21 protein-coding genes are annotated in these 21,843 nt (G+C 74.3%); 14 read left to right on the top strand and 7 right to left on the bottom strand.

What is annotated here, in order from left to right:
* From B085_RS0110825 to B085_RS0110845, 5 genes are read left to right on the top strand one after another with little or no spacing between them, the layout of a single operon-like run.
* Positions 1–954, top strand: a complete 954-nt coding sequence (locus B085_RS0110825; RefSeq protein ID WP_018558590.1) for a carbohydrate ABC transporter permease — start codon at positions 1–3, stop codon at positions 952–954.
* 2 nt (positions 955–956) lie between these two features.
* The gene (locus tag B085_RS0110830; RefSeq protein WP_018558591.1) at positions 957–1,859 is read left to right on the top strand and encodes a carbohydrate ABC transporter permease; all 903 of its coding nucleotides are present in this window, start codon (positions 957–959) and stop codon (positions 1,857–1,859) included.
* 31 nt (positions 1,860–1,890) lie between these two features.
* Positions 1,891–3,072: a mandelate racemase/muconate lactonizing enzyme family protein gene (locus B085_RS0110835; RefSeq protein WP_018558592.1), complete on the top strand. Its 1,182-nt coding sequence runs from the start codon at positions 1,891–1,893 to the stop codon at positions 3,070–3,072.
* Positions 3,069–3,407, top strand: coding sequence for an L-rhamnose mutarotase (locus B085_RS0110840; protein ID WP_026250906.1), 339 nt, complete (start codon positions 3,069–3,071; stop codon positions 3,405–3,407). The genes B085_RS0110835 and B085_RS0110840 overlap by 4 nt, the downstream gene beginning before the upstream one ends.
* Positions 3,404–4,240 carry an amidohydrolase family protein gene (locus B085_RS0110845; protein WP_018558594.1) on the top strand — a complete coding sequence of 279 codons (837 nt, stop codon included), beginning with the start codon at positions 3,404–3,406 and terminating at the stop codon, positions 4,238–4,240. The genes B085_RS0110840 and B085_RS0110845 overlap by 4 nt, the downstream gene beginning before the upstream one ends.
* Here the strand turns inward: B085_RS0110845 and B085_RS0110850 are convergent.
* Positions 4,225–5,007: a FadR/GntR family transcriptional regulator gene (locus B085_RS0110850; protein ID WP_018558595.1), complete on the bottom strand. Its 783-nt coding sequence runs from the start codon at positions 5,005–5,007 to the stop codon at positions 4,225–4,227. The two genes, B085_RS0110845 and B085_RS0110850, sit on opposite strands and share 16 nt — an antisense overlap.
* 85 nt (positions 5,008–5,092) lie before the next feature.
* The gene (locus B085_RS50650; RefSeq protein ID WP_018558596.1) at positions 5,093–5,665 is read right to left on the bottom strand and encodes a hypothetical protein; all 573 of its coding nucleotides are present in this window, start codon (positions 5,663–5,665) and stop codon (positions 5,093–5,095) included.
* A 36-nt stretch (positions 5,666–5,701) separates the two neighbouring features.
* Here B085_RS50650 and B085_RS0110860 point away from each other — a divergent pair, with 36 nt between their 5' ends.
* Both B085_RS0110860 and B085_RS0110865 read left to right on the top strand, forming a co-directional pair.
* Entirely contained in the window at positions 5,702–6,412 is a 711-nt protein-coding gene (locus B085_RS0110860) for a response regulator transcription factor (protein ID WP_018558597.1), read from the top strand.
* Positions 6,409–7,770, top strand: coding sequence for a sensor histidine kinase (locus B085_RS0110865; protein ID WP_018558598.1), 1,362 nt, complete (start codon positions 6,409–6,411; stop codon positions 7,768–7,770). Before B085_RS0110860 ends, B085_RS0110865 begins: the two co-directional genes overlap by 4 nt.
* 39 nt (positions 7,771–7,809) lie before the next feature.
* On the opposite strand, the gene B085_RS51405 is transcribed toward B085_RS0110865, so the two are convergent.
* The gene (locus B085_RS51405; protein ID WP_018558599.1) at positions 7,810–8,580 is read right to left on the bottom strand and encodes a CAP domain-containing protein; all 771 of its coding nucleotides are present in this window, start codon (positions 8,578–8,580) and stop codon (positions 7,810–7,812) included.
* A 335-nt stretch (positions 8,581–8,915) separates the two neighbouring features.
* On the opposite strand from B085_RS51405, the gene B085_RS0110875 reads away from it, so the two are divergent.
* From B085_RS0110875 to B085_RS0110895, 5 genes are all read left to right on the top strand, one after another.
* Positions 8,916–9,386 carry a cation:proton antiporter regulatory subunit gene (locus tag B085_RS0110875; RefSeq protein ID WP_026250909.1) on the top strand — a complete coding sequence of 157 codons (471 nt, stop codon included), beginning with the start codon at positions 8,916–8,918 and terminating at the stop codon, positions 9,384–9,386.
* A 4-nt stretch (positions 9,387–9,390) separates the two neighbouring features.
* Positions 9,391–10,608 carry a cation:proton antiporter gene (locus B085_RS41995; RefSeq protein WP_018558601.1) on the top strand — a complete coding sequence of 406 codons (1,218 nt, stop codon included), beginning with the start codon at positions 9,391–9,393 and terminating at the stop codon, positions 10,606–10,608.
* A 70-nt stretch (positions 10,609–10,678) separates the two neighbouring features.
* On the top strand, positions 10,679–11,626 hold the full coding sequence (locus tag B085_RS0110885; RefSeq protein WP_018558602.1) for a sensor histidine kinase: 948 nt from the start codon (positions 10,679–10,681) through the stop codon (positions 11,624–11,626).
* A 2-nt stretch (positions 11,627–11,628) separates the two neighbouring features.
* The gene (locus B085_RS0110890; protein WP_018558603.1) at positions 11,629–12,288 is read left to right on the top strand and encodes a response regulator; all 660 of its coding nucleotides are present in this window, start codon (positions 11,629–11,631) and stop codon (positions 12,286–12,288) included.
* Positions 12,285–12,677 (top strand): hypothetical protein, encoded by a 393-nt coding sequence (locus B085_RS0110895; RefSeq protein WP_018558604.1) that lies wholly within the window; start codon positions 12,285–12,287, stop codon positions 12,675–12,677. Before B085_RS0110890 ends, B085_RS0110895 begins: the two co-directional genes overlap by 4 nt.
* Positions 12,678–12,718: 41 nt before the next feature.
* Here B085_RS0110895 and B085_RS42000 read toward each other — a convergent pair whose 3' ends face one another.
* Positions 12,719–14,038: an acyltransferase family protein gene (locus B085_RS42000; protein ID WP_018558605.1), complete on the bottom strand. Its 1,320-nt coding sequence runs from the start codon at positions 14,036–14,038 to the stop codon at positions 12,719–12,721.
* Positions 14,039–14,196: 158 nt separating this feature from the next.
* Between B085_RS42000 and B085_RS0110905 the strand changes: the two genes are divergently transcribed.
* The gene (locus tag B085_RS0110905) at positions 14,197–15,201 is read left to right on the top strand and encodes a methyltransferase (RefSeq protein ID WP_018558606.1); all 1,005 of its coding nucleotides are present in this window, start codon (positions 14,197–14,199) and stop codon (positions 15,199–15,201) included.
* Positions 15,202–15,219: 18 nt separating this feature from the next.
* Here B085_RS0110905 and B085_RS0110910 read toward each other — a convergent pair whose 3' ends face one another.
* Entirely contained in the window at positions 15,220–18,057 is a 2,838-nt protein-coding gene (locus B085_RS0110910; protein ID WP_018558607.1) for a poly(A) polymerase, read from the bottom strand.
* Between the two features lies 1 nt (position 18,058).
* The gene (locus B085_RS0110915; protein WP_018558608.1) at positions 18,059–19,834 is read right to left on the bottom strand and encodes an RNA ligase family protein; all 1,776 of its coding nucleotides are present in this window, start codon (positions 19,832–19,834) and stop codon (positions 18,059–18,061) included.
* 236 nt (positions 19,835–20,070) lie between these two features.
* On the opposite strand from B085_RS0110915, the gene B085_RS42005 reads away from it, so the two are divergent.
* Entirely contained in the window at positions 20,071–21,345 is a 1,275-nt protein-coding gene (locus B085_RS42005; RefSeq protein ID WP_018558609.1) for a hypothetical protein, read from the top strand.
* Here the strand turns inward: B085_RS42005 and B085_RS0110925 are convergent.
* Entirely contained in the window at positions 21,291–21,842 is a 552-nt protein-coding gene (locus B085_RS0110925) for a hypothetical protein (RefSeq protein ID WP_018558610.1), read from the bottom strand. The two genes, B085_RS42005 and B085_RS0110925, sit on opposite strands and share 55 nt — an antisense overlap.
* Position 21,843: the final 1 nt, after the last annotated feature.

Consider the following 21,843-nt stretch of genomic DNA (forward strand, 5'->3'; position numbering starts at 1 on the left):
ATGACCCTCGCTCCTCCGAGTGGTGGGCCGGCCGTCGACCCCTCCGGGCGCCGGCGGTCGGGCCGGGGCGGCGGCCGGCCGCCCGGCCGCGCGTTCGCCCGCACTCCGATCGGCTATCTCTTCGTCTCGCCCTACGCGTTGCTCACCCTCGCCTTCGGGATCGTCCCCTCGCTCTACGCGGTGCTGCTGGCCTTCACCGACGCGGACGGCGCATTCGCGGGCTTCGACAACTTCACCAAGGTCGTCGGCGACTTCCGGTTCTGGCCAGCCGTGTCCCACGTGACCGTTTATCTCGTCATCTGGCTCCTCGGGCTGCTCGTCTTCGTCGTCGGCCTGGCGCTGGTCGTCCACGCCGTCAGTGTGCGGTGGTTGAGCACGACGCTGCGCTTCGTCTACTACCTGCCCGGCGCGCTCGCGGGCGCGTCCAGCGTCCTGTTGTGGCTCTTCGTCCTCGATCCGACGGCGAGCCCGGTCAGCGGTCTGCTCGGGGCGATGGGGTTCGACAGCTTCGTGCAGGTGATCCAGCCCGGGCACCTTCCGGTGATCTTCGCGATCATCGCGTTCTGGACCGGGGCCGGCGGATGGATCCTCATCATGTACGGCGCGCTCAACAACATCAGCACCGAAGTGATCGAGGCCGCCCGCATCGACGGTGCGAACGCCGTCCAGATCGCGTTTCGGATCCAGCTCCCGATGCTGCGCAAGTGGGTGGCGTACATGGGCGTCATGTCGCTCGCGGCCGGCACCCAGCTGTTCGTCGAGCCTCAGTTGCTCAGCCAGGCCAGCAACGCGGTGGTGCCCAACGACTACTCGCTCAACCAGCTGGCCTACCAGTACGCCTTCCAGCAGAACGACTTCAACGGCGCGGCCGCGATCTCGCTGATCCTGCTGGTCGTCGCACTCCTGCTGTCCTGGGTGTTCGTGACCCGCGGCGGCCTCTTCGAGAAGGAATGACCATGGCAGCACTCTCCGCCGAACGCCGCCGGCCGAGTCTGAGCGGGTGGAGCGGCCGGTCCATCATCGGCGTCCTGCTCGCCGTCTTCGTCCTGTTCTTCGCCGTCCCGATCGTCTGGCTGCTCCTCGCGGTCACGAAGTCCTCGAAGACGCTCGTCGTGGCCAACCCGTTCTCGATCGGGTCCTGGTCGGACCTCACCGCCAACTGGCACCAGCTGTTCGACTTCCAGGACGGCGCGGTGACGACCTGGATCGGCAACTCCGCGCTGTACGCGATCGGCGCTCTGGTGATCACGCTGCTCGTGAGCATCCCCGCCGGCTACGCGCTCGCGCTCACGGAGTTCAGGCTTCGGCAGGCACTGCTCGTGCTGACACTCGTCGTCATGCTGATCCCCAACACCGCGCTGGTGCTGCCCATCTTCCTCGAGCTGAACAGCGTCGGCCTGATCGGGAGCCCGCTGTCGGTGATCCTGCCCATGTCGTTCTTCCCGTTCGGCGTCTATCTCACCTACATCTACTTCTCCACCAGCATCCCTCGTGACATCCTCGCGGCCGCGCGCATCGACGGCTGCACCGGGTTCCAGGTCTTCACCAAGGTCGCCCTCCCGCTGGCCGCCCCGATCGTCGCCCTGGTGGCGTTCTTCAGCTTCGTGCAGAACTGGAACAACTTCTTCCTCCCGTTCGTGATGCTGCCGTCGAGCGACGGCTACCCGGTCCAGGTCGGGCTCACCTCGCTCCTGGCGTCAACCCCGGCTTTCAATCCCAGCTCCGCGGGATCCGACTCCGTTCAGCTGCCGACCTTGGCGCTGGGGACGATCGTGTCGATCCTGCCCGTCCTGGTCGTCTTCCTGTTCTCCCAGCGATTCCTGGTCGCGGGAATGACAGCAGGAGGAACCAAGGAATGACCTCTCGCACATGCAAGGAGAACCACCGCCGATGAAGATCACCGGGTACCGCAGTCTGAGCACCGTTCACGACTGGGGCAGAATCACCGGGGACGTCAACGGTGTCCAGTCCGGCCACACCACGCCGGTCCCCGTCCTCGTCATCGAGACCGACGCCGGAATCGAGGGAGTCGGCCTCGGGTCCCACGCCGACATCGCCCGCGTCTTCCCCGCGATCGAGGGCGGTGACCCGCGGTCGGTCGTGGCCCTGTACGACCGGATGCTCGACTGGGTGTTCAAGGCAGGTCACTCGGGATCCACCTTCGGCACCGTCGGCGCCGTCGACATGGCCCTGTGGGACATCAAGGCCAAGGCCGCCGACGAGCCGCTCTGGCGGACCCTCGGTGGCCGCGAGCGCTTCGTCCCCGGGTACGCGTCCGGTCTCGAGTACGGCCTGGACGACGACGACCTCGCCGGCCTCTACGGCCGGTTCGCGGACCGCGGGTTCAAGGCCGGCAAGCTCAAGGGCGGCCGCGACCTCGACCGCGACCTGCCCCGGCTGGAGATCATGCGCGATGTCCTCAGCCGCAACTCCCGCCGGCCGGGGCTCATGTTCGACGCCAACGAGTCGTGGAACCAGGCCCAGGCGGCCCGGTACGTCGCGGCCATCGAGGAGCGCATGGACCTCACCTGGGTGGAGGAACCGCTGCGCCGCTGGGACGCGGCCGGCATGGCCACGCTGCGCGGGAAGGTGCGCGCGGCGATCGCGACCGGCGAGAACCTCACCGGACTGGAGCAGTACCGTCCCCTGCTGGACGCCAACGCGGTCGACATCGTGCAGGTCGGCAACGTGTGGGGGATCACCCACTTCCTGCGCGTCGCGACGCTCGCGCACGCCCACGACCTGCCGGTGAGCCCCGTCGCTTACAACGCGAACCCGGTGGCGCACGCCGCCGCCGCCGTGCCGAACCTCCTGACCTTCGAAGTCCAGGATCTCCACTTTCCCGTCGGTCTCGACGTCGACCAGCAGTTCGACGACGGAGGCATCGTCCTGGGCGATCGCCCGGGCATCGGGATCGTGGTGGACGAGTCCCGGATGTCACCGGCAGGCGCCGCGGCGCCCCTGCCCGCGGCGACCGGACCGCACATCCGGCCCGAGCGCGCCGCCCTGCGCATGGTGGCCGAGCCGGACGTGATGGACGACCCGTTGCACACCGGAGGCCGAACCTCGTGACGCGTCGACCTGAGCGCAGGGCCCTCGTCGTGGGTGTGCGGCCCGAGAAGCGCGAGGAGTACCTCGCGCTGCACCGTGCCGTGTGGCCGGGCGTCGAGCGCAAGCTCACCGAGTGCAACGTGCGCAACTACAGCATCTTCATCTTCGGCGACATCCTGTTCGCCTACTACGAGTACGTCGGCGACGACCACGAGGCGGACATGCGCCGGATCGCCGAGGACCCGGTGTCGCAGGAGTGGTGGACGCACACCGACCCGTGCCAGATGAGGATCGCCGAGGAGCGTGATCCCGGGGCGCTGTGGCAGCCCCTCGAGGAAGTGTGGCACCTCGCATGAACGCAGGCATCGACGCCCATGTGCACCTGTGGGACCGGGCCGTGGACCCGCAGGACTGGATCGACGCGGAGACCATGGCGCCGATCGCCCGCGACTTCGGGCCCCGCGATCTGAGCGGGATGCTGGCCTCGACCGGACTCGGCGGCGCCGTGGTCGTGCAGTCGAGCAACAGCCTCGACGAGAGCATCCGGCTCGCCGGGCTGGAATCGTCCGCCATCGCCGGCCTCGTCGCGTGGGTCGATCTCGCGGCCGAGGTGGGACCTCAGCTCGACAAGATCCGCGAGAACGCCGCTGTCCCCGTCGTCGGAGTGCGGCATCCGGCCCACATCGACCCGGACCCGGAGTGGCTGACACGCGAGGAGATCAGCGCGGGCCTGGCCGAACTCGAGCGTCAGGGCCTCTGCTTCGACCTCGTCGTGCGTGAGTGGCAGCTCCCCCAGGCGACCCGCCTGGCCGCGCGCCACGGCGGGCTCCGCTTCGTGCTCGATCACCTGGGCGGTCCACCCGGGCCCGGGCAGGACAGGAGCACGTGGGCGTCGCACCTGCGGGAGCTCGCCCGGCGACCGAACGTCGTCGCGAAGGTCTCGGGACTCACGTCGGGCCTCGCCCCCGGATCGTGGCGTGCGGCCGATCTCGCCGCCCTGGTGGCGACCGCCCTGGAGTCCTTCGGCCCCGAGCGTCTGCTCTACGGCTCCGACTGGCCGCTGGCCGAGCTCGGCGGCGGAGCGGCGCCGTGGAAGTCCGCTCTGGAAGCCCTGCTCGACGGGCTTTCCGCCGCGGAACGCGCGCGGGTGTTCGGCGGCAACGCCGCCGGCGTCTACTCGCTCTTCTGATCGAGCGCCCGACCACGTGCCCGCGGCGCGTGGTCGGGCAGCCGGCGGCGCTCCCACGAGATGTGGATGTGGTCGTGCATCGCCTTCTGGGCCCCGGCGACGTCCTTCCTCGAGATGGCGTCGACGATCGCCGCGTGTTCCTTCATCGTCAGTGCGAACGCGTCAGGCGGGTCGATGCCCTGGTAGCGGCTGGACTCCACGGCTCGCTTGTACAGATGCTTGGCGATGTTCTCCGCCAGCCGGTTGCCGGAGATATCCATCAGCGCGTAGTGGAACAGCACATCCGCCTGCCGGAAGGAGTCCGTCTCGAACTCGCTCTCACGCATCGTGGTGAGGGCGTTCTCCAGCCTCCTCAACCCCTCCGCGCTGCGGGAGGCGGCAACCGCGCCCGCCATCGCCGACTCGAGGCTCGCCCGCACGATCGTCAGCTCGTCGAGAACACCGAGCGTCTCGTCGTTGTCGATCAAGGCGGAGAGCACCACCGGATCGAGCATGTTCCAGTAGCCCGGCGCCCGCACCTGGGTACCGCGGCCCTGGGCGACGATCACCAGGCCCTTCTCCTCGAGCCGCTTCACCGACTCACGCAGCACCGTGCGACTCACGCCGAAGTGTTCGCTCAGCGGACCCTCCGGGGGCAGCAACTGGCCTTCCTCCAACTGGCCCGTCACGATCAGGTCGACGAGCTCGGCGACGACGGCGACACCCAAGCGGCCGGCGGGCAGACGCGGCGGGAACAGACGGGTTGCGGGCTGCGGCTCGGCTGGCATACGTATGACCTTATCGCTCGATCCATCCGCGGTCGAAAGGTTCCGTCCACGACGTGTCAAGGGTCCGGTCGCCGTCCGCGCCCGGTCACCAGGACACCTCGCGGATGGTCGCCTTGCTCTGCGGGGTGGCGGTGGCGACGATCTCGGAGCGGTGCCGGTCACCGGAGAAGGTCACCGTCAGCTGCTGCGCCCCGTCGCGCCGGGTGGAGACGGTGAACCCGCTGGCGGGCACGGCCGAGACGAGGCAGACGGCGTCCTGTCCGAAGCGCACCGCGGCCTGGCCGCCCTGGGACTGCAGGGTGTGGACGCCGGCGCCGCCGGTCCCGCAGTCCACGGGCGTGGCGGACGGGCGGGGGGCGCGGGCGGGCGGCGCGGTGGTGGCCGGCCGGACGGGGGTCCGGGTGGGCCGGCGGACGGTGGTGGGGGTGGAGGCGGGGCCGGGGGTCTTCGCGGCGGGGGACGCCGGCGCGGAGCGCGAGGGGGACGGCTTCGCGGCGGACGGGGCGGCGGTGGCGAGCGCGTTCTCGGGGACGTCCCGCGCGACGGGCGGCGTCGGGCGCGTCGATCCCACCACGAAGCCCACGGTGAGCATGACCGCGGTCACGCTGACCGCGGTGCACGAGAGCCATATGACGACGTAGCGCAGGTACCGGGGCACCCCGTCATCCTTCCCGACCGGCTACTGTCCCTCCACATGGCATCCGTACTCCTGGTCGAGGACGACCCCGCGATACGCGCGAGGCTGGTCGAGGTGCTGACCGCGCACGGCCACATGGTGCACAGCTCGGCCTACGGCTTCGAGGCGTTGCGGCAGGCCGCGCAGCGTCCACCGGACGCCGTGGTGCTCGACCTCGGACTGCCGGACCTGGACGGGGTGGACGTGCTGCGGATGCTGCGCGGCATCTCGCGGGTCCCGGTCCTCGTCACCACCGCGCGCGACGACGACAGCGAGGTGATCCGGCTGCTCAACGCGGGTGCCGACGACTACCTGGTGAAGCCGTTCTCCGGGGGCCAGTTGGTGGCCCGGCTGACGGCGGTGCTGCGCCGGTCGGCCATGGCGCCCGCGCAGCCGCAGGGCCCGGCGGCCCCGGAGGGCGCGGCCGGCGCGCTGCGGGTGGGCGGTCTGCTGATCGACGTACCGGCCCGGGCGGCGTACCACGACGGGCGGGAACTGCGGTTGACACGCCGCGAGTTCGACCTGCTCGTCTATCTGGCGGAGCACGTGGACCGCGTGGTGGCGCGCAGCCGCATCCTCGCGGACGTGTGGCAGCAGGCCTACGTGGAGGACCAGACGATCGACGTCCATCTGTCGGCGCTGCGCCGCAAGCTGGGCGAACGGGCCTCGCAGCCGCGCTACCTGCACACCGTCCGGGGCGTCGGCATCAAACTGGTGACGCCGCGGTGAGACGCGCCCTGGCCGGGGTGGCGCTGGCGGTGACGTCGATGGTGGCGCTGTCCTTCCTGATCCCGCTGGCACTGCTGGTGCAGTCCGAGGCCCGTACGCGGGCGACCACGGTGGCCGAGCAGCGGGCCGCGGCGCTGGCGCCGGTGCTGGCCCTCACCACCCGTCCCGCGGACGTCCAGCAGGCGGTGGCCGGGCTGGACTCGGGGGACCACCTGAGCGTGCGCCTGCCCGACGGGCAGCTGGTCGGTACGGTGCACGCCTCCCAGGAGGCCCTGGACCGGGCGGCCGACGGGCGCCGGACCATGGCCTCGGACACCTCCGCCGGCTGGGTCTACCTGCAGCCGGTGATCCTGGCCCGGGACCGGGTGGCGGTGGTGGAGGCGTTCGTCCCCCGCGCCGACCTGGACCGCGGGGTGAAGGCGTCCTGGGCGATGATGGCGCTGCTGGCACTGGGCCTGGTGGCGGGGTCGGTGCTGGTCGCGGACCGGCTGGGCGCGCGCGTGGTGCGCGCCTCCCGGGGCCTGTCCCGCGCGTCGCGCTCACTGGGCGCCGGGGAACTCGGCATCCGGGTCGAGCCCGCCGGGCCGCCGGAACTGCAGGAGGCCGGGACGGCCTTCAACACGATGGCGGACCGGGTCGTCGAACTGCTCGCCATGGAACGGGAGCTGGTCGCGGACCTCTCGCACCGCCTGCGAACCCCGCTGACCCGTCTGCAGCTGGAGGCCGAACGGATCGCCGCCGAGGTCCCCGGTCACCGGGGCGAGGACCTGGAGGCCGCGATCGCGCACCTGGAGAGCGAGCTGGACTCGATCATCGACGCGGCCCGCACACCGCTGTCGGCCTCGCCCGAGGGCCCGGGCCGCCCGCAGGAGTGCGACGCGTCGGCCGTGGTGCGCGGCAGGGTCGAGTTCTGGTCCGTCCTGGCGGCGCAGCAGGGGCGGGAGTGCCGCCTGGAGGCCGCCGCCGAGGCGGCCGCGGTCCCGCTCGGCGAGGACGACCTCGCAGCGGTCGTCGACGCGTTGATCGGCAACGTGTTCCGGCACACCCCGCAGGGCACGGCGCTGGCGGTGACGGTGGAGCGGACCGACCGGGCGGTGCTGCTCACCGTGGACGACGCGGGGCCGGGGATCGGCGATCCGGACACCGCCCGGGCCCGCGGGGTGAGCGTCGGCGGCTCCACGGGCCTCGGTCTGGACATCGTGCAGCGGGCGGCGTCCGCCGCCGGAGGCGGCATGGAGATCACCGGGAGCCCGCTGGGCGGGGCGAGGGTGCGGGTGACACTCGGGCTCGCCGGCGGGCCGCCTGTGGGGGGAAGGAAAGCGGCCCGACGCGCGAGGCGTCACCCGCACCCCGCCTGAGGCCGACCGGCCGCCCCAGCTGACCGGCCGGTCGGCTGTTCAGCGGGGCGTGCCGAAGTCCTGGGTCCACCAGGGACCGTTGGACGACGTGTTCACGCCGACTCCGATCTGCTCGAAGCTGCAGTTGAGGATGTTCGCCCGATGGCCCTCGCTGTTCATCCAGGCGTCCATCACCGCGGCGGCGGTCCGCTGACCGACCGCTATGTTCTCGCCGAGCGTCGACCACCGGTAGCCGGCCGCCTCGACGCGACCGGCCATGGTGGACCCGTCGGGCCCGGTGTGGGAGAGCGCACCCGAGCGGGCCATCACGTCCGTGTAGTCCTGGGCGGCCTCGGTGAGCCGCTCCTCCAGCGTCACCGGACGGCAGCCGGCCGAGGCCCGTTCCTCGTTGACCAGCCGGACGATCTGCTCGACCACCGAATCCTCGCCGTCGTCGGACCGCGGGGGCTGCGCCGCGATCGTCGTCCTGGCCGGTGAGGGGACCACCGTGCGGGTCGGCGTGGCGGAGGGCCGGGGTGTGCGGGTGGGCCGCGAGGACGGCTTGCGCCGTTCCGGGGTGGGGGACGCGCTGGGGCTCGCGGTCGTCGGGCTCGGGCTCGCGGTCTCCGGGCGTACGTCGGAGGCGACGGGGTCGTCGCTCTCCCGGTCGCCGGCCGCCAGCGACGCCTTGTCCTTTCCGGCGTTGTTCCCGAACTGCGCACCGGCCCCGACCAGGGCGCCCGCGGCGACCGTCGCCACCGCGGCGGCCAGCGGCCAGGACCGCGCCGAGGGGGCGCGGCGGGCGCGGGGTCGTTTCCTGTGGGAACTCATGCGCGGGGTACCTCCGGACGACGGGAACTCCACCGGGCACGTCCGAACGTGACGTGCCGGGCACTGCGACCCTAGGCGCCCCGGGCGGAGAACTCCCCGGTCGGGAGCGGATCTTCAAGAACACATAAGGCTGCGCTCAGGTACGACCGCGGTTCCACCGGCCTTTTCCGTCCGGGGTGTGGGAACCGTCACACGGGCCCGCGATGGGTGTCAGCACCCATACCGGCCCGGTTCGACCGGATGAAAGGATGAGGATCCACAGGGGGCGAAACGGACAAGCAACCGGGCGGCTGCGCGCCGTCCGTGAAGGGATTCGAGCTGTGCCTGCTCCGCGGATGAGCACGACACCATTGCCGGGCATCGGTGTCCGGTACGACCTCACCACGCGGGACCGGCGCCATCTGTCGGTGGTCGCCCACCGCGACGGAACGCGGACGGTGAACGTGTACCGCGCCGACGACCCGGACGCGTGCGCGCAGTCGCTGCGCCTGACCGGGACCGAGGCGACATCGCTGATCGACGCGCTGATGCCGACGCACCACAGCCCGAACCTGCTGCACACGACCGACCTCGGCCTGGTCGCCGAGCGGATCGAACTGCCCGTCACCTCGCACTGGAACGGCCGCCTGCTCGGCGAGACGCGGATGCGCACCGACACCGGCGCCTCCATCGTCGCCGTGCTGCGCAGGGCCGACGCGATCCCCTCCCCCGCACCGGACTTCCGCCTGTCGGGCGGCGACACGCTGATCGTGATCGGCACCCGCGAGGGCGTCGAGGCCGCCGCCGCGATACTCGGGCGGGAGTGAGCCCTTGCACTCCGCGGTCTTCCTCATCGAATTCGGCGCCATCATCCTCGGTCTGGGCCTGCTCGGCAGGTTCGCCGGCCGGTTGCGCTTCTCCCCCATCCCCCTGTACCTGCTGGCCGGTCTCGCCTTCGGCGAGGGCGGGATCCTTCCGCTGGGCACCAGCGAGGAGTTCGTGGCGATCGGCGCCGAGATCGGCGTCATCCTGCTGCTGTTGATGCTCGGCCTGGAGTACACCGCCAGCGACCTGATCGGGAACCTGAAGACGCAGTATCCGTCGGGCCTGGTCGACCTCGCGCTCAACGCCCTGCCCGGCGCGGCGGCTGCGCTGCTGCTCGGCTGGGGCCCGGTGGCCGCGGTGGTCCTGGCGGGTGTGACGTGGATCTCCTCGTCCGGGGTGATCGCCAAGGTGCTGGGCGACCTCGGACGGCTCGGCAACCGCGAGACGCCGGTCATCCTGAGCATCCTGGTCCTGGAGGACCTGGCGATGGCGGTGTACCTGCCGATCCTCACCGCCCTGCTGGCCGGGGTCGGCTGGGCGGCGGGCAGTGTGACGCTGGCGGTGGCGCTGGGCGCCGCGGGCCTGGTGCTGCTGCTGGCGGTCCGCTTCGGGCGCGTGATCTCCCGGTTCGTCTCCAGCGACGACCCGGAGAAGCTGCTGCTCGTGGTCCTGGGGCTGACGCTGCTCGTGGCGGGTATCGCCCAGCAGTTGCAGGTGTCGGCGGCGGTGGGCGCGTTCCTGGTCGGCATCGCGCTGTCCGGGGAGGTCGCCGAGGGCGCGCACTCGCTGCTGAGTCCGCTGCGGGACCTGTTCGCGGCGGTGTTCTTCGTCTTCTTCGGTCTGCACACCGACCCGGCCAGCATCCCGCCGGTCCTGCTGCCGGCGCTGGCGCTCGCGGTGGTCACCGCCCTGACCAAGATCGCCACCGGGTACTGGGCGGCCCGCCGTGCCGGGGTCGCGGTGCGCGGCAGGTGGCGGGCGGGCGGGGCACTCGTCGCACGCGGCGAGTTCTCCATCGTCATCGCGGGCCTGGGGGTCACGGCGGGGATCGAGCCCGCGCTGGGCCCGCTGGCCACGGCGTACGTCCTGCTGCTGGTGGTCTTCGGCCCGCTGACGGCCCGCTACACCGAGCCGCTGGCGCGCGCCCTGACCCGGCGCCGCGCCCCGGCGCCCACGAGCAAAGCCGAGCTGGAACGGACCCCGTCCCCCGTCGCCGGGGACTGACCGCCCGGCCCCCCGGCGGGCACCCGTTCGACCCGTTCCCGCGCGTCACCCGGAGAGGAGTCCCTGGGCCGTGTCGCTGTTCTGGCGGATCTTCCTGCTCAACGCCGTCGTGCTGATGGTGGCGACGATGCTGCTGCTGGGGCCGGTCACGGTCTCGTCCCCCGTCCTGCCGGCCGAGGCGGCGGTGGTCGTGGCGGGCCTGGTCGCGATGCTGGTCGCCAACGCCGTACTGCTCCGGGTCGGGCTGGCGCCGCTGCGCCGGCTGTCCCGGGCCATGGCGGCGGCGGACCTGCTGCGGCCTGGGAGCCGGCCGGCGGCCACCGGGCACGGGGAGATCACCGAGCTCATCACGGCGTTCAACACCATGCTCGACCGGCTGGAGAGCGAGCAGGCCGCGGGCAGCGCCCGTGTGCTGTCCGGCCAGGAGGCCGAGCGCCAGCGCGTCGCGCAGGAACTCCACGACGAGGTCGGGCAGACGCTCACCGCCGTGCTGCTCCAGCTCAAGCACGTCAGCGAACTGGCGCCCGGCCCGCTGCGCGAGGAGCTGCACCAGGTCCGCGAGACCACCCGCGGGAGCCTGGAGGAGATCCGCCGCATCGCGCGCCGGCTGCGGCCCGGGGTGCTGGAGGAACTCGGGCTGCACAGCGCGCTGCGGGCGCTGACCGCCGAGTTCACCTCCCCGGCGCTGGCGGTGGCGCTCCGTCTCGACCCCGGTCTGCCCGCCCTGGACGAGCAGACCGAGCTGGTCCTGTACCGGGTCGCGCAGGAGGGCCTGACCAACACCGCGCGTCACGCGGGCGCGGGCCGGGTGGACCTCCGCCTGGAACGCACCGACGGCGGTGCGCGCCTGACCGTCCGCGACGACGGCAAGGGCCTGGGCGGGGCCCCGGAGGGCGCCGGCATCCGGGGGATGCGCGAACGCGCCCTGCTGGTCTCGGCGCGGCTCACGCTCGGTCCCGGTCCCGGCGGCGGCACCGAGGTGCGGCTCGACGTCCCCGTGCGCGAGGAGGACCGCTGACCGTGACCGAGGCGGCGAAGACCCGGATCCTGCTCGCCGACGACCACGCGCTGGTGCGCCGCGGCGTGCGGATGATCCTCGACGACGAACCGGACCTGACCGTCGTGGCGGAGGCCGGGGACGGCGCCGAGGCCATCGAGCAGGCCCGCGCCCACGAACTCGACCTGGCCGTCCTCGACATCGCCATGCCCCGCCTCACCGGCCTCCAGGCGGCCCGCGAACTGTCCCGGCTGCGGCCCGGGCTGCGCATCCTCATGCTGACGATGCACGACAACGAGCAGTTCTTCTTCGAGGCGCTGCGCGCCGGGGCCAGCGGCTACGTCCCGAAGTCCGTCGCCGACCGCGACCTGGTGGAGGCCTGCCGGGCAGCGGTGCGCGACGAGCCGTTCATCTATCCGGGCGCGCTCACCGCGCTGGTGCGCAACCTCCTGGAACGCGCCCGGCAGGGCGAGCCGCTGCCGGCGCGGGCCGTCACCGACCGGGAGGAGGAGATCCTCAAACTGGTCGCCGAGGGCCACACCTCCAAGGAGATCGGGGACATCCTCTTCATCAGCGCCAAGACGGTCGAGCGCCACCGTGCCAACATCCTCCAGAAGCTGGGCCTGCGCGACCGGCTGGAACTCACCCGGTACGCGATCCGGGCCGGGCTGATCGAACCGTGAGCGGAGGGGCGACGGGCGGCTGGGGCAGCGGCGACTTCGACGAGGACACGGCGGCCGACCATCTGTCGCTGGTCACCGGGCGGCTGGTCCGCGAGGTCGAGAACGCCGTGGCCGGCGCCCCGGGGACGCTGGAGCCGGACGAGTACCGGGGCGTGGCCGTGCCCCGCAACGTGGAGCTGCTGCACCTGATCGCCTCCCGGGGCTGGGCGGGCGCGGTGCTCCCCGCCGCGGCGAGGGTCCGGGAGTGGAAGGCCGCCTTCCTCGCCGCCTGGGACGGGGCGATCGACGGCCTCGACCCCTCGCCGGAGTACCGCGCGCAGCGGCGCGGGGTCCTCGTCGCCACCTTCGACGCGCCGGCGGAACTCGCCGAGCGCGGGGCGCGGTCGTGACCGGGCGCGCTCGGTCACGGGCCGGCGCGCGGAGGATCGCGTCAGGCGGCCTCCCGCACGGGCGCCGCGGTCCCGCCGTCGCGGGGCGTGCCCGCCGCGGGGCGGTGGGGCAGCGTCACCAGTGCCGTGCCGACGGCGAAGGCCAGTGCCGGCAGGGTGGGGAAACGGCCGTCGGGGGCGAGGCCGTGCACCGACCAGTAGGCGAGGGCCGTCACGCAGCAGGCGAGGCCCGCCCACAGGAGGCCGGGGCGGTCGTGGCGAGCGCCGGGCGGCGGGGCCAGGGCTCCGGACAGACGGGCCAGTGCGCGTTCGAGCGGGCGCAGTACGGCCAGCACGCCCGCCAGGAGCACCGCGAGCACGAGCAGCCAGGGCACCCGCAGCGCCCACCACGCGGCGCTGCCGAAGGGGGCGCCGGGGGCGAGACCGGCCAGGTAGAACACGGCGGCGAGCAGCACGGGCAGCATGTGCCACAGATACAGGGTCATGCTCGCGCCGCCCAGGAAGGCGACGGCCCGCCCCACGCGTACGCCCCGCAGGGCCCGGCGGGCGGCGGGCGCCGCCAGCAGGCATCCGCCGGCCTGGGCCACCACCCAGGCCAGCATGGCCGGCGACGGGGGGTCGGTGTTGCCGACGGTCTCCCCGGTGACCCTGATCAGGCTCACCGGATACGGCCCGAGGGTGATCAGCGCCGCGAAGGCCAGCGCACCGCCGACCGCCATCGCGGCGGCGAGCGGGCGTCTCAGTTGCCCGTCGCGCCAGCAGAACCCCAGCTGGTAGGCCACGCCCCAGACCAGCACGTAGTTGACCGGCCCGAGGGAGGCGGGGGCGCCCGCCGTCACCAGCGTGCCCGCCGCCACCGCGACCGCGCCCATCGCCGCCGGGACCCGCAGCCCCCAGCGCCGGTGTGCCGCGTGCAGCACCGGGGTGAGGGCGCTGAGCAGCAGATAGACCGGAAGGAACCAGAACTGCATGGCCATCGCCCATCCCGCGAGCCGGAGCGTGCTCCGGTCCACTCCGGCCGCCGAGCAGATCCCGACGGCGAGCAGCACCAGCCCGCAGTAGGCGGCCACGGGCAGCAGCAGACGCAGGGCCCGTCGCGCCAGCCAGGGCGCCGCCGTGCCACCGGCCGCCCGGGTGCGGGCCCAGGAGCCGCCCGCGGCATGGCCGCCGGCGAGGAAGAACAGCGGCATGATCTGAAAGCCCAGGGTCAGCCACTGCGTCCAGGGGATCTCCGCGAGGAGCTCGGGAGCCGCGATCCCGCCGCCGGGCTCGCGGACGAGGGCGGTGATCAGCCAGTGGCCGAGCACGACCACGCAGATCGCCAGGGCGCGCAGGAAGTCGACGTACCGGTCTCGCTCCATGCCGGGTCATGCTGCCCGACCCCGGCGCGCCGCGCCGCGATTGGCGCCGGCCGCAATCGATTCGTGGCCGCGGCGCAACCTGCCCGGGGTAAATCGCTTGCAGGGCCCACGCTTCGGGGCAAGGCTGGCCGGCCGGTCGCGAGGAGAGGAAGGCGCGGATGACGGTCAAGGAGCAACGGGACGTGTCCCTTTGGCGGTTGGCGGATCTGGTGACGCCGATGGCGCTGCGCACCGCGGCGACGCTCGGGCTGGCGGACCATCTGGTGGAGGGGCCCCGTACCGCCACCGAGCTGGCGCAGGACACCGGGGCGGAGTCGGGCGCGCTGGACCGCCTGCTGCGGCACCTCACCGGTGTCGGGGTGGTCGCCCGGGACGGCGGCGGGCGGTACGCGCTGACGGCACGGGGCGAGGAACTGAGGTCGGGCCATCCGGGCGGGCTGCGGGAGTGGCTGGACACCGAGGGCGGCCTCGGCCGGGCCGAGCTGGCCTTCGTGCAGCTGCCCCACAGCGTCCGCACGGGCACGGCCGCCTTCCCGCGCCAGTACGGCCGCGGGTTCTGGGAGGACCTGGCGGCCGACGAGGAGCGGACCCGCTCGTACGACCGGGCGATGGGGGCCGACGTCGCCGGGTGGGCGACCGCGCTGGTCCCGGCGTACGACTGGGGCGCCCTCGGGCACGTGGTCGACGTGGGCGGCGGCGACGGGACACTGCTGGCGGCGCTGCTCACCGCCTTCCCCGGGCTGCGCGGCACCGTGCTGGACCAGCCCGCCACGGCCGGCGCGGCCCGCGCGACGCTGGCCGCGGCCGGGCTCGACGGGCGCGGTGACGCGGTCGGGGGCAGCTTCTTCGACGCGCTGCCCAAGGGGGCCGGCGGCTACCTGCTCTGCGCGATCCTGCACGACTGGGACGACGACGCGGCGCGGACCGTCCTGCGCCGTTGCGCCGAGGCCGCCGGGGAGCACGGCCGGGTGCTCGTCGTGGAGAAGGTGGGCGCCGACCGGGAGTCGACCGTGGCCGCCATGGACCTGCGCATGCTGGTGTACTTCGGTGGCCGGGAGCGCGGAGTGGCCGCGCTGACCGCGCTCGGCGCGGACGCCGGGCTGCGGGTGGCCTCGGTGCGCACGGCGGGGGACATCGGGATCGTGGAGTTCACGGCCGCCTGACCGCGCCGCGTTCCCCCTTCACCGCAGCGTCGGTACGGCACCGCCCTCCGACCAAGTCACCTCGACCCCGGGAAGGCCGCGGCTCCACGCACCCGTGATCCGTGCGAGGCCGGCCGCGTCCGGCGGGGTGGGGCCGAGGCCGATGGCGTAGTGGGCGGCACGGGTGCTGGTACGGAAGGGACGGGGCCAGGCGTGGACGCCGCCGGTGCCGGCGTCCTCCAGCGCGGTGAGAAGTGCGCGGACCCGGCCCCGGACCCGGCCGAGGGTGGCCTCGAACTCCGCCTCCGTGGCCGCCTGGACGGCCAGTACCGCCCAGGCCGCGTGGCGGCGGTGGAGCGGCGGCGGGGCGGTGAGGGCCGGCCGGGGATCGGCGCCCTTTCCGGCCGCGGACTCCAGCAGTTCCCAGGCGCGGTACAGCTCCTGGACGAGCAGGTCGCGTCCGTCCGGGCCGACCTGCGCGCTGCACGGGCGGACGGGCTCGGTGGGGGTCGCGATGGAGACCGCCGGGCCCGGCTGCCCGGCGGCACCCACCGGTCGACGCCAGTCCCAGGCCGCCCAGGTGGCGAAGAAGTGCCGGAGCAGTTCGGCGCCGGCCAGGCCCGGGGCGTCGTGGACGGTGCGGGCGGCGAGCAGCGCCCAGGCCAGTCCGGGCAGGCCGCCGAAGGGGGCGGAGTCCAGGCCGCGTGCCCGGGCCCACGCCTTCACCTCCCGGGCCAGGCCCGCGAAGCGGTCGTGGTCACCAGCGAGTTCGAGGACCGCGTCGGCGTCGCTGACGGCGCTCAGCGCGACGGCGGCGGCCTCGCCGAGTCCGGCGCGGCGGGCCACGGCCTCGACGGGGTCGAGGCGGCCGGTGGCGACGACCACCAGGTCGACGTCGAGCGCGCCGACACGGAAGCGCAGTCCCGGCACGCGGGCTCCGGCCACCTCCCGTACGCGGGCGGCCTCCGGCAGCGCGGCCGTCACCCTGGCCGTGACCGCGCCCATGTCGGCGGGGCCCGGGAGCGCCGCGACGAGGTCGAGGTCGGCGCCGGGCAGCGCGCAGCCCATGCGGCGGGAGCCGGCGAGGTGGACCACGCCGTCGCCCAGGGCGCCGGCGACGCGCCGCGCGGTGTCCTCGGCGTGCGGGAGGTCGTCCTCGCCCGCGACGGGGTCCGCCTCGGCGGCGTCGGGCACCCAGCGCAGCTCCCCCGTGCCGAGTGCGACCGTGGCCCGGACCCTCATCGGTTCGTCCCCCCGCCGGGAGAGCAGGGCGAGTTCGCCGACCTGTGCCGTGCTCCCGCGCAGCCGGGCCGCGCAGTCGGCGGCCACCCGCAGGGGGTCCCGGGTGCGGCCGAGCGACAGGTGCGGGGTGAAGCCCTCGGCGCGGCCCCGGCAGCGGGGGAAGCGGCGCGCGAGGGCGTGCCGGAGGGCCGCCCAGGAGGTGCCGCCGTCGGCCGCCGGGTCGAGCCAGACGGTGGCGTCCTCGCGGTGCCCGAAGGTGTGCACCCCGTCGAGGCGGGCGGTGAAGGGCGGGACGCCGGCGGCGGCCTCGGACAGCAGGGGTGCGGCGCGCTCGAAGGCGGACTCCGGCACGAAGCCGAAGAGCAGGTTGACGTGCGGCGGCCAGCGGTGGATCTGCGGATCGTGGTCGCGGCGGACCGCCTGGACGGCGGGCCACAGCTCGTCCGGTGGCAGCCAGGCCACGGCGGTGCGGACGGTGGGCGGCAGGTCCAGGACGTCTTCGGCCTCGTCCTGCGCGCCCGCCGTGAGGGCGAGGGTGGCCTCCACGCCGTAGTGGTCGGAGATGTACAGGCCGTCCTCGGCCGGGGTGTCGCCGCGCAGCCGGGCACCCGTGACGCGGGGTCCGCCGCCGCGCAGCAGGACGCGGTCGAGCCGGGAGGCGCGGCCGCTGAGCGAGGAGACCGCCGCCAGCGGATTGACCGTCGGGTCGAAGGTGGGGGTGCGGTCGTGCGGCCCGTGCGCCTCGGTCCACGCGTCGTGCAGGCCGAGGGCACGCGCCGGCCCGTCGCCGCCGTCGTTGAAGTCGCCGAGCAGCAGCAGACCGCCCTCGATACCCGCGAGTCCCTCGGCGAGCCGGGCGAGTTCGGCCCGCCTGCGGGCCGGGCCGTCGTCGGAATGGTCGCTGCTGAGGTGGGTGGCGGCGACCACCAGCGGTCCGGCGGACGTCTCGACGGTGACCGCGGCGACGGCCTTGTGCGGGCCGAGGGCGTGCTGGGCGGCCTCCCGTACGGGCAGCCGGCTGAGCAGCAGGACCCCGGTGTCGTCGGTGTCGGGTCGGGCCGGGTCGGTGCCCAGGGTGTAGCGCGAACGCACCCAGCCGGTCCGCAGCAGCATGTCGAGCAGCGCGGGCTCGACCTCCTGCAGGGCGATGACGTCGGCGTCCGCCTCCTCCAGTGCGCGCAGCAGCAGGGGGCGGCGGCGGGCGGTGCCGATCCGGTGGCCGTCGTACCTGTCCCACAAGGTGTTCCAGGTCAGGACGCGCAGCCGGCCTCCGTCCGCCGGTCCGGTCCGGACGGCGGCCGGCCGCTCGGCCGGTCGCCAGGTCTGCCCGTCCTCGTCCCAGGCGTGCGGGACACGGGCGGCGAAGAACGGCGGGCGCAGCAGGCGGGGGTCGCGGACCCGCCCCGCGCCGGTGGCGTCGATGCGGTCGGTGCCGGTGGCCCGGTCCCAGACGAGTTCTCCGTCCGCCTCGACGAACAGCACGCGGTGCCAGGGGATGTCGCCGCCCGGCACGAAGGCGGGCAGCGGGATCCGCTTGGGCGCGGCGTTGCGCTGGTGCACGCCGATCACGAAGCGCGCCGGGTCGAACCGGGCGTCCCAGCGGACCCGGTGGTAGATCTCCTCGCTGGTGCGCATGTCACGCCTCCTGTCCGGTCGCGGTGCCGCCGAGCGAGCCGTCGGTGTCGCCGACGGCTCCGTCCGCGCCGACGTACCAGGTGCGGTGGGCCTCGCCGGGGTACGGCGGGGCGAACCGGCGGGCCTGCGCGGTCAGTACGGCCGGCGGCACCGGGTGGGCGCGCCGGGCGTTGCGCCGGGCCAGCTCCTCCTCGCCGGCCAGGGTCACCACGTGCGTGACCAGGGCGTCGCGGCGGCGGGCCACCGCGTGCACCAGGGAGCGCTGGTGCGGGGTGAGGGACGTCGCGTCCCACACCACCGTCGCACGCCCGGCCAGAGCGGCGTCGAGCCGGCGCAGTCCCTCGCGCAGGACGCCGGCGTTGGCGCGCTGGTCGGCGCGGGAACCGCGGGCGAGGCGCAGGTCGTCGAGGGCGATGCGGACGACGCCGGCGGGCAGGGTGCCGGCGAAGGTGCTCTTGCCGCTGCCCGCGGGTCCCGTCAGGTGGATCAGGCGGGGGAACTCCCCGGTACGCCACCGCCAGGTCGCGGCCACGGCCTCCTGCGCGCCGCCGATCCGCCCGGCGGCGTACGCCGCGCGGGCCTCGGCCCAGCAGCGGTCCGCGGCCTCGTGGTCGAGGTCCGCGAGGGCCGCGCGCAGTCCGTGGCGCAGCGGGCCGAGCGGGTCGGGGCCGAGCAGGCCCGCCTCCTCGGCGTGCAGAGCCGACCACTCGGTCTGCTCACGGGCCTCGCGGTCGGGCGCCGCCGCGGCCGCCACGGCGTGCAGGACGCCGAGGTCCGCGGCGAGCGCCATGCGGGCGAGACCGGCCGCCCGGTCCTCGTCGGGGTACGGGCGCTGCAGCGCCGGGTGGAGTCCGGCCAGGTCGGCCACGCGCCGGGCCTGCGGCATGCCGAGCGGTCCGGCGAGGCGGGCCGCCAGGCGGGCGCGTGGGATGTCGTGCAGCAGGGCGGCGAGGACCCCGGACAGGCGGGCGTCCCCGGTGCGGCGAAGGCCGTCCAGCCGGGCGGAGACGTCGGCGGCGCGGTCGGCGGAGCCGGGGTCGCAGTAGGCGTCGGCGTGGGAGCCGGAGCCGGAGCCGGAGTCGGTGACGGCGAGGCCCACCGCAGAGGCGAGCGCTCCGGCGTCGGGGGCCGCGCCGGAGCGCACCGCCCACAACGGGGCGGCGGGGCCCAGCCCGTTCTCGACGACGGGGGCGTGCATCCAGTGGGTGCCGGTCGTCACATGGCCGGCCCGCACCCACTTGGCGACACGGCGGCCGAACTCCTCGTAGGGGAAGCCCTCGACGGTGCGGACGACGTAGCCCTCCTGGCGTGCGGTGTCCAGGCGCAGGGCGCGCAGCGCGCGTTCGTCGTACGTGCCGCGCCACAGCACGGGCGGCACCGGGATCCCGAGCCCCCTCAGGAAGCGGACCGTGCGGTCCCAGTCCAGGCACCGGTCGCCGTCCCAGACGGAGAAGCCGTGGAACCAGCTGTCCAGGCCCTCGTAGGCGAGGGAGTGCCGGGCGTACAGATTCTCCCCGCACACCCGCAGGCCGGGCGGGAGGAGCGGGCCGATCCGTCCCTGGAGCGCCTTGACCCACGCCCGGGAGGGGTGGTGGGCGGAGTCGAGCGACCGGGCGTGCATCCCGTCCCGGTAGAGGGTGGTGTTCTCGCCGTCGAGCTTCTCGGTGACGACGACCTCGCGGCCCCGCAGCGCGCCGGGGTCCCCGGCGCGTACGTCGTCGGGAGTGGCCCCTGGCGACCAGGGCAGATGCGGTGTGCGTGGATAGTGCGTGCGCATGGTGCCGGAATCCCCCGTGACGTTCTGGTGCGCGCTCACTGTAGAAGCGCGGGAACCAGCGGAGCCATCGCTTAATCGGGGGCGCCCGCGCGGAGCGGGAGGACTCCTGGACGCGACGGTCGATGCGGGCGCGGCGCTTTCGCGTCCCGCGCACGATGTCGCCGTCCTCGCGACGGATGCCGGGAGGGGCCGCAAAATGCGTGGTGGCGAAGGGGGGCGGACGCGATGATGGGCGCGTGACGTTCCTGGAGGTCGCCTGCGACGAGTCGGGCTCGGACGGCGAGAACCTGATCAGCGGGAACACGGATGTCTTCGCCCACGCGGGTGTGTGCGTCGCGGGAGACGCCGCCGCCGGGGCGCTGCGGGAGATACGGGAGCGCATCAGGTCGCCCGCGGAGGAGTACAAGGCCAACCACCTGCTGCGGGAGAAGCACCGGGCGGTGCTGGAGTGGCTGCTGGGACCCGCGGGCCCGTTGCACGGTCATGCGTCCGTGCACCTCGTCGACAAGTCGTACTTCGTGCTCCTGGCGGTCCTCGACGTGCTGGACGGCGGCCCTGCCGCGGCGGCCACGGCGGCGGCGCTCTACCGCGAGGGGCGCGGCGCCGTGGAGCCCTCGGGGTGGCGGGCGTTCCTCCGGGCCGGCAACGACCTGGTGCGCCGCAGGAACCACGAGGACGGGGAAGCGCCCGTCGACGCCTTCTACCGGGCGCTGGAGGAGTTGCGTCCGGCACCCGGCGGGGACCCGGGTTCGTCCGGGGTCCTCGCGGTGCTGCGGCGGGCGAGGCCCCGGGCGGAGGCGTTCCGGGCGCGGCTCGCGGCCGAGCCGGGGGCGGTGGAACCGCTGGATCCGCTCTTCCCCGCACTGGAGCGCACGGTCGCGCGCTGGGGTGAGGGCGGCGCGCCGGTGCACATCGTGCACGACCGGCAGAACACGCTCACCGAGGAACGGATCACGCGCCTCGGCGCGTCGCTGCCCGCGGGCCGTCGTCTGGCGGGGCTCCGGCTGGCCGAGTCGCGTCATGACGCGCGCATCCAGCTCGCCGACTTCCTCGCCGGGGTGGCGCGGAAGCTGGCTTCGGACGAACTCGCGGGCCGCGGTGACCCGGTGCTGACCGGTCTGCTGCGCCCCTACGTCGATCCGCTCTCGGTGTGGGGCGACGAGCGGAGCTGGTCGCGCCTGGGGCCCGCGCCGTCGGCGACCGGGGTCCGGCCGGCGCCGCCCGAGCCGGCGCCGCTGAGCCTCGTCGCACGGTACACGGGCACGGCACCGCTCCCGGCCTCACCGGTGCCCGTGGTGACGTCCTCGGGCGACCGGCCCTCCGCCCGGAGTCGACCGCGCGAAGGCGGGGACCGTTCCGCGCGGCCGGAACCCGGCGACGGCCGGGGAGCCACCGTTGACGCACACGATCCCGTGGCGGGGTTCCGGCCGGGGCAGGACACGGCGGAGGGCCGCGTTCAGCACTGCCAGAGGAAGGCGGCCTCGCCGCAGGGCCGGCAGGCGAAGACGTAACCGCGGCCCCCGCCGCCGAAGTTCGCCGAGGTCGTGTGGTCGGCTCCCTCCTCGAGCTGGGCCGTGAACGTCATCGGCGCGGCGCAGGAGGGACAGTGCGGGGTCTCGTCGCCCTGCAGCCAGCCGGGCTCGCCGCCCAGCCGCCCGAGCGCCCGCTCCGGGGCGGGACCGCCGTCCGGGACGGCGCGCAGCGCGGTGACCGCGCCCAGCTGCGTCTCGCCCTCCACGGGGACGGCGGCCGGGGTCAGCGCCCCGATGAACGCGTACGCGCGGTTGCCGCCGGCCGCGGGGTCCCAGTCCTCGCACGTGCCGGGATCGTTCTGGCAGAGGAAGACCGCCACGGCGCTGTCCCCGGCGGGCAGGTGCGCGAGGAACTGCAGCGCCCCCTCGCAGGTCCGGCACCGCGGCCAGACGAAGCCCTCCGGCACGAGCGGGACACCGCCGGTACGGAGGACGGGCGCGTCGGGGGCGGTCCCACCGCCGTCGATCAGGTGCACG

The sequence above is a fragment of the Streptomyces sp. BoleA5 genome, assembly GCF_000373665.1.
In the GTDB taxonomy this organism is placed as follows: Bacteria; Actinomycetota; Actinomycetes; order Streptomycetales; family Streptomycetaceae; genus Actinacidiphila.

Coding starts and splice junctions, on each gene's coding strand:
- B085_RS0110860 (WP_018558597.1), top strand. CDS start 5,702: ATGGCATCCGTACTCCTGGTCGAGGACGACCCCGCGATACGCGCGAGG.
- B085_RS42000 (WP_018558605.1), bottom strand. CDS start 14,038: ATGGAGCGAGACCGGTACGTCGACTTCCTGCGCGCCCTGGCGATCTGC.
- B085_RS0110835 (WP_018558592.1), top strand. CDS start 1,891: ATGAAGATCACCGGGTACCGCAGTCTGAGCACCGTTCACGACTGGGGC.
- B085_RS0110850 (WP_018558595.1), bottom strand. CDS start 5,007: ATGCCAGCCGAGCCGCAGCCCGCAACCCGTCTGTTCCCGCCGCGTCTG.
- B085_RS0110830 (WP_018558591.1), top strand. CDS start 957: ATGGCAGCACTCTCCGCCGAACGCCGCCGGCCGAGTCTGAGCGGGTGG.
- B085_RS0110905 (WP_018558606.1), top strand. CDS start 14,197: ATGACGGTCAAGGAGCAACGGGACGTGTCCCTTTGGCGGTTGGCGGAT.
- B085_RS0110825 (WP_018558590.1), top strand. CDS start 1: ATGACCCTCGCTCCTCCGAGTGGTGGGCCGGCCGTCGACCCCTCCGGG.
- B085_RS0110845 (WP_018558594.1), top strand. CDS start 3,404: ATGAACGCAGGCATCGACGCCCATGTGCACCTGTGGGACCGGGCCGTG.
- B085_RS51405 (WP_018558599.1), bottom strand. CDS start 8,580: ATGAGTTCCCACAGGAAACGACCCCGCGCCCGCCGCGCCCCCTCGGCG.
- B085_RS0110910 (WP_018558607.1), bottom strand. CDS start 18,057: ATGCGCACCAGCGAGGAGATCTACCACCGGGTCCGCTGGGACGCCCGG.
- B085_RS0110875 (WP_026250909.1), top strand. CDS start 8,916: ATGAGCACGACACCATTGCCGGGCATCGGTGTCCGGTACGACCTCACC.
- B085_RS0110915 (WP_018558608.1), bottom strand. CDS start 19,834: ATGCGCACGCACTATCCACGCACACCGCATCTGCCCTGGTCGCCAGGG.